We start from the raw sequence: 13,031 nt of genomic DNA on the forward strand, positions 1-13,031 counted from the left end.
ATCGCGTCCACAACAAAGTGGACGGAAAATCGCGAACTCACCACACAACCGTCCACCTTGACGTGGACGGGACCACCAGACCCCGGGTCAGGCCCGGGATGACAGTGAGATGGCATCCCGGCGTGCCACCGTCGCGGTCAGGGCTCCAGCGGCAGCAGCAGGGCGCCGGCGTGGGGCGGGAGCGCGACCGACGAGCCGGCCAGACGAGCGCCGGACGGGGTGGTCCAGCGGAGCTGGTGGCGTCCGCCGAGCTCGACGACGGCCTCCTCGTCCCCGAAGTTCACCACCACGGCGAGGCCCGCGCGGCGCATCAGGAACCAGCGCGCCTCCGCGTCCACCTCGCAGCTCGTGCGGGACAGCTCCGGGTTGGTCAACTCCGCGTAGGTGCGGCGCAGCGCGATCAGCTCCCGGTACGCGTCCAGCACCACGCGGTGCCGTCCCTCACCGCGCTCCGACCAGTCCAGCTTCGCCGAGAGGAACGTCGCCGGGTCCTGGGGGTCGGGGACGGCGTCGGTGTCCCACGCCATCCGGGCGAACTCGGCGACCCTGCCCTCCGTGACCGCGGACGCCAACTCCTCCTCCGGATGCCCGGAGAAGAACGGGAACGGGGTGCTCGCCGCCCACTCCTCCCCCATGAACAGCATCGGGGTGAACGGGGCGGTCAGCGTCACCAGCGCCGCGCACGCCAGCTGGTCGTCATCCAGCTTCTCCGCCGGACGGTCCCCGCGCGCACGATTCCCGACCTGGTCGTGGTCGCTCGCGCAGACCACCAGCCGCCACCCTGGCGTCACCGACGGCAGCGGTGCACCGTGGTCGCGCCCGCGGAAGCTCGACCACGTCCCGTCGTGGAAGAAGCCGCCCTCGCACACCTTCGCCAGCGCGGTCACGGACGCGAAGTCCGCGTAGTAGCCGTCGGTCTCCCCGGTGAGGGCCACGTGCAACGCGTGGTGGAAGTCGTCGCTCCACTGCGCGTCCACCCCGTAGCCGCCCGCCTCGCGGGGCGCCACCAGCCGCGGGTTGTTCTGGTCGGACTCCGCGATCAGTGTCAGCGGACGCCGCAGGTGCGCGGCCAGGTCCGACGCGACCAGCCCCAGCTCCTCGAGGATGTGCGTCGGCGACGAGTCGACCATCGCGTGCACCGCGTCCAGGCGCAGCGCGTCCACGTGCATGTCAACGAACCAGTGCCGCAGGTTCTCCGCCAGCAGCGCCCGCACCTGCTCCGACCCCGGGCCGTCGAAGTTGATCCGCGTCCCCCAGCCGCTCTCCTCGCCGTGCAGCAGGTACGGCCCGAACGCCGGCAGGTAGTTCCCGCTCGGGCCGAGGTGGTTGTAGACCACGTCCTGCACGACGGCCAGGCCGTGCCGGTGGCAGGCGTCGACGAGCCGCCGGTACGCGTCCGGACCCCCGTAGGCCTCGTGGACGCTGAACCACGCGACGCCGTCGTAGCCCCAGCCGCGGTCGCCGTTGAAGGCGTTCACCGGCATCAACTCGACGAAGTCGACGCCGAGGTCCTTGAGCTCGGGCAGCCGGGCGATCGCCGCGTCGAGCGTCCCCTCGGGCGTGAACGTCCCCACGTGCAGCTCGTAGACCACCGAGCCGGCGAGCGCGCGTCCCGTCCATTCCTGGTCGTGCCAGGTGAACCCGAACGGATCGAACGTGCGCGAGAGTCCGTGGACGCCGAACGGCTGCCAGCGGCTGCGCGGGTCGGGCAAGGGGCTCGGGTTGTCGTCGACGAGGTAGCCGTAGTCCACCCGGCCGAGCGGCTCGGGCTCGTCCGGCGTCCACCACCCGTCCGGCGCCTTCACCATCCGGACGGTGCGGTCCCCCACCTGGAGCCGGACACGTTCGGGCAGCGGCGCCCACACGTCGAAGCGGCCGCGTTCACCGGCGCGCCTCTCCTCCCGGACCAGCAGCGCCACCGGGTACTCGGCGAACACGTCGGCCAGCAGGACGGCACCGCGTTCGTCGCCGTTCACCCTGCGTCCGGACACGACGTCGCGCCACCGGCCCTCCGGCAGCTGGATCCACGTTCCCCGCCAACCGCCGGCCGCCTGCAGCCCGACCGGGAGCCGCGTGGCCAGCGCGATCGCGCCACCCCGGTCGTAGCCGATGAGATGGCCGGACGCGGGCCCGTTCGCGTCGACGGCGGTGTACCCGGTGAACAGCTCGGGGTGGTCGCGGCGCAGCCGCAACGCCTGGTGGGTGAGCAGCAGCTTGGCCTCGCCCGCGTCGTCCACATCACCGCTCAGCGCCGGACGCACGCCCGTCCGCACCCGCGCGAGGAGCTCGGCCCGCTGGGCGAAGTCGACCGGCGCCCGGTTGTCAGGGTCGACCAGGTTGAGCTCCCACAGCTCGCTGCCCTGGTACACGTCGGGGATCCCCGGCAGGGTCAGGTCGAGCAGCTTCGCGGCGAGGGAGTTGCTGCGCCCGGGCGCGACGACCGCGTCCAGCACCCGCTGCAGGACGGCGACGACGGCCGGGTCGTCGTAGGCCGCGTCCACGCAGGCCTGGATCGCGCCCTCGTAGCCGGCGTCCGGCGCGGTCCAGGTCGTGTGCTCGCCTGCCTCCCGCATCGCCTTCTCCGCGTACGCGTGCAGGCGCTCGCGACTGGCCGGCCACACGCCGACGATCGCCTGCCACAGCAGGTTGCCGAACCCCGCGTCCGGCACGGGGACGAGCGCGAACAGCTCCGCCAGCGCGTCCGCCCACAGCTCCGGCACCTCGGACAGCACACTGATCCGGGCGCGGACGCCCTCGCCGCGCTTGGTGTCGTGGGTGGTGCCGGCGTTCATGGCGAGCGGCCACTCGAGCTGGCGGGTCAGCATCTGCTCGTGGAACTCGTCCACGTCGACACTGAACAGGCTGGGGTCGCCACCCACCTCGTTCAGCGAGGTCAGGCGCGCCCACCGGTAGAAGGCGCCGTCCTCGACGCCCTTCGCCATCACCATGCCGGACGTCTGCTGGAACCGCTGCGCGGGGGCGGACGCACCGTCGGCGAGCACCCCGTAGAGCGCGTCGAGGAGCCCACCCAGGTCGGGACGGTGCTCCCACGCGAAGCCGAAGGCCCTGTCGAGGTGCTCGCGGCCCTCGGGGAGGTAGGAGCGGTACACCTCGAAGTCGGCCAGCACCTCTGCGATCGCGTCGACGAGCTTCTCGAAGTCGGGCTCGTCCGCGGCGTCCAGGCCGGCCATCACCTCGCGGGCGATCCTGCGCACCTCCGAGTTGAGGATGCCCTCGGCGACCGCCAGCTTGCCGTCGTGGACGAGCCGGTCCCATTCGACGCGGCGGCCGCGCAGCCGGTCCTCCAGTTCGGTGAGCCTCGCCTCCCCTGCCGGGTCGACGAGGACGCGGTCGACCAGCGCCATTGAGTCGTAGCCGGTGGTGCCGACCGTGGCCCACGTGGACGGGAGCTCCTCGAGGTCGGCCTGCGGGCCGTCCCCCTTGATCGAGAGGATCTTCTCCACCCAGACCGGTGCGCCGCCGGTGAGCGTGGCGAGGTCGTCGAGGTACTTGCCGGGGTCCCGGAGGCCGTCGGGGTGGTCGACGCGCAGCCCGTCCACCAGGCCCTCGTCGAACCAGCGCCGGATCTCGGCGTGGGACTTCGCGAACCACTCGGGATCCTCGACGCGGATCGCCACGAGGGTGTTGATCGCGAAGAAGCGCCGGTAGTTCAGCGTCTGGTCGGCCTCGCGCCAGCCGACCAGCTCGTAGTGCTGACGGGCGTGCACCAGGTTCGGGTCCTCGTCGCCCCCGCGCGCGGTGTCCGGCGCGAGCGGGAACCGCTGGTCGTGGTAGTGCAGCTCGCCGCCGAGCACCTGGAGGTTCGCGATGCGTCCATCGGGGAGGAGGTCGTCGTCCCCCACGACCGGGATGCGCAGCCGTCCGCCGCCCGCCGCCCAGTCGATGTCAAAGGCGGACGCGTACGGCGAGTCCTTGCCATGGGTGAGGACGTGCCACCACCACTCGTTCTCCCACGGCCGGGCGACGCCGACGTGGTTGGGGACGATGTCGACGAGGACACCCATCCCGAGGCGACGGGCTTCGGTGGCCAGCGCGGCCAGCCCGGACGCGCGTCCGCGGGACGGGTCGATCGCCCGGTGGTCGGAGACGTCGTAGCCGTGCTCGCTGCCGGACTCGGACGCCAGCAGCGGCGAGAGGTACACCCAGTCGACCCCGAGCTCGTGGAGGTAGGCCAGCGTCTTGGCGGCTGCGACGAGGTCGAACTCCTCTGTGATCTGCAGCCGGTACGTGCTCGTGGGGGTACGCATCGATCCTGACGATACCCAAGACCGCGCGACCCGACCCGGAGTCCCGCCGGTGTCAGGGGGTCGGCTGGTCCGGGGCGGGGTCGACGGGGTCGGGCTCCGGCTTGGCTGCGGTCATCGCGGCGACGGACGCGGCCGCGGAGAGCTGCGGCTCCGGGGTCACCCCGGTGTGCTGCATCAGCACCAGCACACTGTGGCCGGCCAGCTCCCTGGTCGAACCTGCGGGGAGCGGCTCGGACGGGCTGTCGTCGGCCGCGGTGTCCACCTTCACGTCCCAGGCCGCGCAGTACTCCTCCGACGGCAGCGTCACCTGCACGGCGTCCGTGCCCCCGTTGAAGTACAGCAGCGCGTGCACGTCGACGATCCGGTTGCCGGTCGCGTCGACGCCGGCGATCCCGTGGCCGTTCAGGTACATGCCGAGCGCGACCGCGCCGTCGGCGTGCCAGTCGCCGTCCTCCATCGGACGGCCGTCGGGGTGCAGCCAGACGATGTCGTTCAGCCGCTGCTCGTCGCCCACCCGCACGGCGGTGCCGGTGAAGAAGCGCTTGCGGCGGAACGTCGGGTGGTCGGCCCTCAGCTTCGCCACGGTCGCGGTGAACTCGATCAGCGGGGCGTCCACCGCGTCCCAGTGCACCCAGGACAGCTCCGAGTCCTGCGCATAGGTGTTGTTGTCACCGTCCTGCGTGCGGCCCAGCTCGTCGCCGTGCAGGATCATCGGGACGCCCTGGCTGAGCAGCAGCGTGACCAGGAGGTTGCGCTGCTCCCTGGCCCGGGCGGCCAGGATCTCCGGGTCGTCGGTCGGCCCCTCCGCACCGTGGTTCCACGAGCGGTTGAAGCTCTCGCCGTCGCGGTTGTCCTCGCCGTTGGCCTCGTTGTGCTTGTCGTTGTAGGAGACCAGGTCGCGCAGCGTGAACCCGTCGTGCGCGGTGACGAAGTTGATGCTCGCGACCGGGCGGCGTCCCGAGTGCTCGTACAGGTCCGCCGAACCCGACAGCCGGGCGGCGAACTCGCCGAGGTTGGGCTCGCCCCGCCAGAAGTCGCGGACGGCGTCGCGGAACTTGCCGTTCCACTCGCTCCACTGCGGCGGGAAGTTGCCGACCTGGTAGCCACCCGGGCCGACGTCCCACGGCTCGGCGATCAGCTTCACCTGCGAGATCACCGGGTCCTGCTGGACGAGCTCGAAGAAGGCGGCCAGCCGGTTCACGTCGTAGAACTCGCGGGCCAGCGCTGCGGCGAGGTCGAAGCGGAACCCGTCGACGTGCATGTCCAGCACCCAGTAGCGCAGCGAGTCCATGATCAGCTGCAGGCTGTGCGGGTTGCCGACGTTGAGCGAGTTCCCCGTGCCGGTGTAGTCCATGTAGTACTGCGCCTGGTCGTCCACCAGCCGGTAGTAGGACGGATTGTCGATGCCCTTGAAGCTGAGCGTCGGACCGAGCTGGTTGCCCTCGGCGGTGTGGTTGTAGACGACGTCGAGGATCACCTCGATGCCCGCGGCGTGCAGGGCCTTCACCATCGCCTTGAACTCCTGCACCTGGCCACCGGCGTCCTTCACGAACGCGTAGTCGGCGTGCGGGGCGAAGAAGCCGATCGTGTTGTAGCCCCAGTAGTTGCGCAGCCCGGCGTCGACCAGGTGCTGGTCGTGGATGAACTGGTGCACCGGCATCAGCTCGACCGCGGTCACCCCGAGACCCTGCAGGTGCTTGACCACGGAAGGGTGGGCGAGGCCCGCGTACGTGCCCCGCAGCGCCTCGGGGACACCGGGGTGCAGCTCGGTCAGCCCCTTCACGTGGGCCTCGTAGATGAGGGACTCGTTGTAGGGGATGCGCAGCCTGCGGTCGCCCGTCCAGTCGAAGAACGGGTTGATCACGACCGAGCGCATCATCCGCCCCGCGGAGTCGTCGTCGTTGCGCGAGTTCTCGTCGCCGAAGTTGTAGCCGAACAGTGACTGGTCCCAGGCGATCTCGCCCTCGGTCGCCTTCGCGTAGGGGTCGAGCAGCAGCTTGGCGGGGTTGCAGCGCAAGCCGCTCGCCGGGTCCCACGGACCGTGGACGCGGTACCCGTAGCGCTGCCCGGGGTCCACCTGCGGGAGGTAGCAGTGCCACACGTGCGCGTCGACCTCGGTCAGCTCGACGCGCGTCTCGGTGTGCACCTCGTCGAACAGGCACAGCTCCACGCGCTCGGCCACCCCGCTGTAGAGGGCGAAGTTCGTGCCCCGTCCGTCGTAGGTCGCACCCAGGGGGTACGGCGATCCCGGCCAGACCTGCATGTGTCTCCTCCTCCTCGCCTCGCCAGAGTAGCCCGCACGAGCGTCGGTGAGGGGCCGTGGGTGTCGTAGCGTGTGCGGCGTGACGTTCTTCACCAGGATCGGACGCGCCGTCCTCGACGCCCTCCAGCCCCGTCCGACGCCGCCCTCCCGGCGCACCCGGAGTACCCGTACCACGGGAGTCGAAACCCCCGCCGTGGACGGTTCGGACTACCCGGGTGACTTCACCGGACGTACCGCGTTGAACTACGACCCCCACCCCGGGAACACCGCCGACCCGGGCGAGGTCGTGTGGACCTGGGTGCCGTTCGAGGAGGACCACAGCCAGGGCAAGGACCGGCCCGTGCTCGTGATCGGCAGGGACGGGCCGTGGCTGCTCGCGCTGCCGATGACCAGCAAGGACCACGACAGGGACGCGGGCCAGGAGGCCGGCGAGGGCCGGTACTGGTTCGACATCGGCTCGGGTTCGTGGGACGCGCAGGGACGCGAGAGCGAGGTGCGCGTGAACCGCATCATCCGGGTGGACCCCGCCCGCGTCCGGCGGATCGCGGCCAGGGTCAGGCCCGCCGTGTTCGACGGCGTGGCGGCCGCCGTCCGGAGCCACTGGTGAACCTGTCGGCCGGGCCGGCATCGGAGTAGCCTGAGGCTCGTAGTACCCGCCCCGCGGAGGGAAGCCGGTGAGAGACCGGCACTGACGCGCAGCCGTGAGCCGTCCTGGACGGCGAGTCGGAATGCTCTGCCCGGCGGTCGGCCCTGACCCGCTGTCGCGCACGCACGGGAGGCGGTGAACCCGTCATCCGTGCCGCAGCAAGGATGACGAACGATGAGTGTTCCCGGCTGGCTCGACCAGACGCCCCTCCACCTGCCCGCTCCCCTCCGCCCGACGCCTGTGCTGGCCGCGTGCGTGCAGCCGTTCTCCGCCGCGGAACTGGAGGCCGCCTGGAGCGAATGGTCGGGCTACTCCCCGCTGCTGGCCGACGTGGTGCTGGTGCTCGCCCGGACCGGCCTGCGCTGGGACGAGGCCCGCTCGCTCACCGTGGCCAACGCACACCCCGAGCGCCTCCGCGTCGAGGGGACGCGTGAGCGCTGCGTCCCCGTCGTGGCCCGAATCCGGCCGATCATGGAACGGCTGCTGGCCGGCAGGGACGGCGAGGAACTGCTCTTCACCACCAGCACCGGCGATCCGCTCACCCGCAGGGCCGTCCTCGACCGCCTGCACTGGGACCGCACGGGACGCGGTCGCCGCCTGGTCGACCTGCGCCACACCGCCGCCCACCTGTGGCTCGGCGAGGGCGCCTGCCCGGAGGCGGTGCGTGAGTGGATGGGCGGCCGCTGATCGGGGCTGCCGCTCCGGACGGGACGAACCCGGCCCGCCGCCCCGGAACCGATCCGGTGGCCGGGGACGGGCCCGTCCCGTCCGCCCGCCGGGGGGAGCAGTGCCCCCGCGGGCTCAGCGGACGTTCAGGCCGCCCACCAGGACGCAGCGGCGGCGGCGGGCGAAGCTGCGCGCAGAGGTGAGGCCCTCGCCGGTCGGACCGGCGATCGTGAAGGTGCAGTAGCCCTCTCCCCCGATGCCGATGCCGGCGTAGGAGGGGCCGTTCTTCACGAAGATCGTGGTCTGGATGCGCTTGGCCATCCGGGTCAGGGCGTTCACGTCGGACGAGTGCATGATCGCGGTGTGGCGGTTGCCGTGCTCGGCGATCACCGCCATGTCCATCGCCGCGTCGAGGTCCTTTGCCCGCACGATCCCCAGCACCGGCATCATCAGCTCGACCCGAACGAACGGGTGGTCGAAGGGCACCTCGGCGATGATCAGCCGGACGCCGGGCGGTGGCTCGATCCCGAGCGCGGCGAGGATCACACTCGCGTCCTTGCCGACCCAGTCGGTGACCGCGTGCCTGCCGTCCACCACGAGGTCGACCAGCCGGGCGACCTGGGCGGGATCGCGAAGCTCGTAGGCGCCGTTCCTGAGCATCTCGAACTTCAGCAGGTCGGTGATCGAATCGACAGCGATCACCTCCTTCTCTGCCGTGCAGGGCAGGTTGTTGTCGAAGCTGGCTCCGTCGACGATGTCCTTCGCCGCCTTCTCGATGTTCGCGGACGCGTCCACCAGCGCCGGCGGGTTGCCCGCCCCCGCACCAATCGCCTTCTTGCCGCTGGACAGCACCGCCTTCACGATGCCGGGCCCGCCCGTCGCGACGAGCAGCCGGACCAGCTTGTGCTGCATCATCGCGTTGGTGTTCTCGATGGACGGCTCGCTCACCGTCACGATCAGGTTCGGCGGCGCCCCCGCAGCCACGAGCGCCCGGTTGAGCGTGCGGATGAGCCAGTGGCTGAGCTTCGTGGCGCGCGGGTGGGGGCTGAACACCACGGCGTTCCCCGCCGCCAGCATGCCGATGGCGTTGTTGATGATGGTCTCGGTGGGGTTGGTGGTGGGCGTGATCGCGCCGATCACCCCGAACGGCGAGATCTCGATCGTGGTCAGCCCGTCGTCGCCCGACCAGGCCTCGGTGACGAGGTCCTCGGTGCCGGGGGTGAGTTCCGCGGCGGCCCGGTTCTTGGCGATCTTGTCCGCGACGTTGCCCATGCCGGTCTCCTCGACCGCGCACCGGGCCATGTACTCCAGGTGCTCGGGCTGCAGCGCCACGTCCCGGATCACCCGGACGAACCGGGCCCTGTCCTTCATCGAGCAGTCCAGGTAGGCGCGCCAGGCCGTGTCCGCGGCGACGATCGCCGAGTCCATGTCGGGGAAGATGCCGTCGCCCGTGGTCGGCGTCCCACTCCGTGCGGCGACCTCGCGGACGACTTCCGCGACGACCTTGCGGACGACTTCCGGGTTGAGGGTGGTCATGGCTGGCTCGCCTCCTGAGCGATCGAGAGGGCATGGGTGACGATGGCGACATCCTCGGCGACGGTGCCGCCCGAGACGCCGATGCCGCCGGCGATGCGGCCGTCGGTGAAGACGGGCAGGCCGCCCCCGAAGACCACCACCCGGCCGGCGTTGGAGTTCTGGATGCCGTGCAGCTCGCCCGACGGCGCGGACGCGTCGTGCAGCGCTGCGGTCGGGAGCTTGAAGGCCGCAGCGGTGTACGCCTTGTTGACGGCGATGTCGATGCTGCCGAGCAATGAATCGGCCATCCGGTGGAGCAGCAGCAGGTTGCCGCCGGCGTCCACCCCTACGAAGACGATGGGCACGCCGAGTTCGAGGGCCCTGGCCTCGGCGGCGTCGGCCATCCGCTTGAGGGTGGCGAGGTCGTAGGCCGCGACGCCCGGCGTCCCGCCGAGGGCCCTGGTGACGGCGGCGCGGACGATCCCCTCGATCACCACCAGGTCGTGCTGGTGCTCGGTGAGCCGAGCGAGGGCGTAGAGGGTGTCGGAGAGCCGGTTGAGGTACTTCACGACCTCGGGACGCACCTCGCGGGTCTCCGCCATGGTGAGGACGCGACGCTCGGCGCGGCGGGTGACCGTCCGGGCCCTGTGCAGGGCGGCGGACGGGACGTCGCGTCCGGGGACGACGAAGTTGCGCTGCGGCCCGGTGACCTCCAGACACATGTCGATCAGCGACTCGAGGTCGGCGATGTCGGTGGCCGAGATCGTGTTGTCGAGGATCGCGCGGCCCTTCGCGTCGCTGGCGAGCTCCGCCGCCAGCACGAACAGCCGCTGCTGGATACCGTGCAACGTCGCCTTCACCGACGAGTCCGTGGCCAGCGCCTTGGCCTCGCCGATGGCGGCGTTCGCCTCGTCGACCGTGCCGTACGCCTCCACGCCGACGTCCTGTTTGGGCACGCGCGAGCCGCCGAACAGGCCCGTGGTGCCGGCGTCGCCGGTGCGCGTGTAGACGTTCGGCACGGTCAGGACCCGATCTCCACGGTGTCGACGATGCCGACGATCGTCGCGTCGATCGGCGAGTCCGGACGCGCGGCCACGCGGGCGGAACTGCCGCCGGTGACGATCACCAGTTCGCCGACGCCCGCGCCGACGGTGTCGACGGCCACCTGCGGCATCCCGATGTACTCGTCGTCGATGCCGATCCGGTGGATCAGCAGCAGCTTGAACCCGACGAGCCGCTCGTCCTTGCTGGTCGAGACGACCGTGCCGCGCACCTTGGCCAGGAACATGTCACACCTCCCGTGAGATCCGGATGGAACGTGCCGCGGCCGCATCACGCGCCGCCGCGGTCACCAGGGCCCTGCTCGCGACCCTCAACTCGATGCCTCTCGGCAGCTGCTGCACGACCTGCTGGCTGACCAGCGTCTGCGCGCAGGCGACGACCGCCGTTCCCGGTCGCCGGGGACGGTCGCTGTCGACCGGCTGCGGTTCGCGGGGGCCGTCCGCTTCGACCAGCGTGCGGGCGATCTCGCGGGCGAGGCCGGAGACCGACGTCCCGAAGGCCGCGGTGAACGGCGCCCTGCGCGCACCGTCCCTGCGCTCCCAGGCGGCCAGCGTCGTCCGGCACAGGAACCGCGCCTCGGGCAGCCGGACGCCGAAGGACGCGAGCGCGCGCAGGTTGGCCCGCAGCAGGTCGGCGTAGCCGGACGGCATGTCGGGGAACCACGACTGCTTGGCCGCGCCGTCCGGGCAGATCGCCGTCCGCGAGGCCACCACGAGCTTGTTGGCCATGATGAACTCGCTGAACAGGTTGCTCGCCTTGCAGTCGGCGATGCCGTGGGCGACCTTGCCCGCGATGTTCGCGGTCAGGGTCGGCGCGATCAGCATGTCGTGCTCCGCGACCATCCGCCGCGAGACCTCCTGCATGCCCAGGCCCGCGATCAGCGCCTGGTCGAGCACGTTCTCCGCGCTCGGCGTCTGCACGTAGTCGAGGCTGACCCCGGTGGCAGCGAGCCGGCGCAGGCTCTCGACGGCGTCCTCGAACCCCAGCAGTCCGCCGGTGAACAGCACCAGCGCGCGTCGCGGCCGAGGCGCCATCGCCTCGAGGACGCTCGCCTGCACCAGCAGCTTCAGGTCCGCCTCGGTCATCGGTTGTCCTCCGGCTGGAGGGGATCCCGGGTCACGCCCGGGATGACAGGGGGAGGGAAGCGGGGAGAGAAGGGGATGCCGAGCGGGGTGACGAACAGGGGCTCTGCCGGACGCACGACCGGGCGGCCCAGCCGCGCGGCGAAGACGTCCGGGGCGTTCGGGAAGGAGCTGGAGCCGCCGACCAGGTGGACCATCGGCACGTCGTGGTCGCGGAGCGCGGCCTGCGCGATCGTCGCCATCTTCTCCAGCGTGGGCCGGATCACGCCGACCACGTCGTCGCGGCGGGCGGGGTCCTTCTTCATCGCCTCTGCCTCGTCGTAGCCGATCCCGTAGGCGCCGGCGAGGACGAGGGTCATGTGGTGGCCGCCGGTCGCCTCGTCCACGCTCAGGAGGACCTCGCCGCCGGCCAGGATCGAGACGCCGGTCGTGCCGTGGCCGATGTCGATCACACAGCCGTCGGTGATGCCCAGGGCCCTCGCGGCCGCGACCGGCTCGTCCACCACCTCCGCGACGTCGAGGCCCGCGGCCCCGGCGACGTTGCGGAAGACGCGGACGTCGCCCTCGCTGATGCCCGGCGGGATCGACACGGACGCGGACGTGAAGCGGTGTCCGAGGCGCGCCTCCACGTCCGCGGTGAGCCGGCGGACGGCCGACGTGGCACCGGCCCAGTCGACCACGACACCGTCGCGCACGACCGTGGAGTGCAGCCAGCCACCGGCCACGGGCCGGTCGAGGGCGTCGACGACGGAGACGACGATGTTCGCCGTGCCCAGGTCGATGCCGAGCCGCGGCTCTCCGGCGGGCGTGTCGACCTCGCCGGTGCGCACCAGGTGGGCGAAGCGGCGGATCGCCGCCTCCGGCGTGCGGAGGTCACGGGTGTCGGGTGCCATGGTTGCGGTCACGGGAGGATGAGCTTCCCGTACTCCCCGTCGCGGAGGCCGAGCGCGTTCGCCTCGTCGGTGTCGAGGTGGATCTCGGGCACCCAGTCGTCCTTGATCCGGATGATCAGGTTGTCCAGCACGCCGCCGCGCTCGCCCCCGAACTGCACCTGGACGAGGTCCTGGTCGGCCAACCCCCACGCCTTCGCGTGGCTCGGGCCCATGTGGATGTGCCGGGCTGCGACCATCACCCCGTGCTCGACGTGGATCGTCCCCCGGGGACCCTCGATGTCGATCGGGCCCGCGTCGTCGAGGTGCCCTGACTGGGTGATCGGGGCGTCGATGCCGAGCGCGATGCAGTCGGTGCGGCTCAGCTCGACCTGCGTCTTCGGGCGGCACGGGCCCATCAGCCGCAGCTTGGGGAACGCGCCCCTGGGTCCCGCGATCGAGACCGTCTGCTCCGCGGCGAAGTCGCTCGGCTGGCGGACCCGTCGGTACACCGTCAACTCGTCGAGGCCGAACAGCGTCGCCAGGTCCTCCCGGGAGAGGTGCGCGTGGCGGTTCGACACACCCACGACGATGCGCAGCTGGAGTTCGCCGATCACCATGCGGGTCACCTCCTCGACGAGTTGACGGGTGTCCTTCATG

Annotated in this window: 10 protein-coding genes; 2 read left to right on the plus strand and 8 right to left on the minus strand. The window is 71.4% G+C overall.

The window, feature by feature from the left end:
- Positions 1 to 137: 137 nt before the first annotated feature.
- Both treY and glgX read right to left on the minus strand, forming a co-directional pair.
- Positions 138 to 4,268 (minus strand): malto-oligosyltrehalose synthase, encoded by a 4,131-nt coding sequence (gene treY, locus QM779_RS10820; RefSeq protein ID WP_428535040.1) that lies wholly within the window; start codon positions 4,266 to 4,268, stop codon positions 138 to 140.
- A gap of 52 nt (positions 4,269 to 4,320) precedes the next feature.
- Positions 4,321 to 6,531: a glycogen debranching protein GlgX gene (glgX, locus tag QM779_RS10825; protein ID WP_428535042.1), complete on the minus strand. Its 2,211-nt coding sequence runs from the start codon at positions 6,529 to 6,531 to the stop codon at positions 4,321 to 4,323.
- 79 nt (positions 6,532 to 6,610) lie between these two features.
- Here glgX and QM779_RS10830 point away from each other — a divergent pair, with 79 nt between their 5' ends.
- Entirely contained in the window at positions 6,611 to 7,138 is a 528-nt protein-coding gene (locus QM779_RS10830; protein WP_428535044.1) for a type II toxin-antitoxin system PemK/MazF family toxin, read from the plus strand.
- 213 nt (positions 7,139 to 7,351) lie between these two features.
- Complete coding sequence (locus QM779_RS10835; RefSeq protein WP_428535046.1) at positions 7,352 to 7,864, plus strand: tyrosine-type recombinase/integrase; 513 nt, start codon at positions 7,352 to 7,354, stop codon at positions 7,862 to 7,864.
- A 114-nt stretch (positions 7,865 to 7,978) separates the two neighbouring features.
- On the opposite strand, the gene QM779_RS10840 is transcribed toward QM779_RS10835, so the two are convergent.
- From QM779_RS10840 to pduL, 6 genes are read right to left on the minus strand one after another with little or no spacing between them, the layout of a single operon-like run.
- Positions 7,979 to 9,379: an aldehyde dehydrogenase family protein gene (locus QM779_RS10840; protein ID WP_428535048.1), complete on the minus strand. Its 1,401-nt coding sequence runs from the start codon at positions 9,377 to 9,379 to the stop codon at positions 7,979 to 7,981.
- Positions 9,376 to 10,377: a cob(I)yrinic acid a,c-diamide adenosyltransferase gene (locus tag QM779_RS10845; protein WP_428535050.1), complete on the minus strand. Its 1,002-nt coding sequence runs from the start codon at positions 10,375 to 10,377 to the stop codon at positions 9,376 to 9,378. The genes QM779_RS10840 and QM779_RS10845 overlap by 4 nt, the downstream gene beginning before the upstream one ends.
- A 2-nt stretch (positions 10,378 to 10,379) precedes the next feature.
- Entirely contained in the window at positions 10,380 to 10,646 is a 267-nt protein-coding gene (locus QM779_RS10850) for a EutN/CcmL family microcompartment protein (RefSeq protein WP_428535052.1), read from the minus strand.
- 1 nt (position 10,647) lies between these two features.
- Positions 10,648 to 11,505: a flavoprotein gene (locus QM779_RS10855; RefSeq protein WP_428535054.1), complete on the minus strand. Its 858-nt coding sequence runs from the start codon at positions 11,503 to 11,505 to the stop codon at positions 10,648 to 10,650.
- Positions 11,502 to 12,407, minus strand: a complete 906-nt coding sequence (gene eutJ / locus QM779_RS10860) for an ethanolamine utilization protein EutJ (protein ID WP_428535056.1) — start codon at positions 12,405 to 12,407, stop codon at positions 11,502 to 11,504. The genes QM779_RS10855 and eutJ overlap by 4 nt, the downstream gene beginning before the upstream one ends.
- Positions 12,404 to 13,030 carry a phosphate propanoyltransferase gene (gene pduL, locus QM779_RS10865; protein WP_428535058.1) on the minus strand — a complete coding sequence of 209 codons (627 nt, stop codon included), beginning with the start codon at positions 13,028 to 13,030 and terminating at the stop codon, positions 12,404 to 12,406. The genes eutJ and pduL overlap by 4 nt, the downstream gene beginning before the upstream one ends.
- Position 13,031: the final 1 nt, after the last annotated feature.

This window comes from Propionicimonas sp. (assembly GCF_049840635.1).
Lineage (GTDB): Bacteria > Actinomycetota > Actinomycetes > Propionibacteriales > Propionibacteriaceae > Propionicimonas.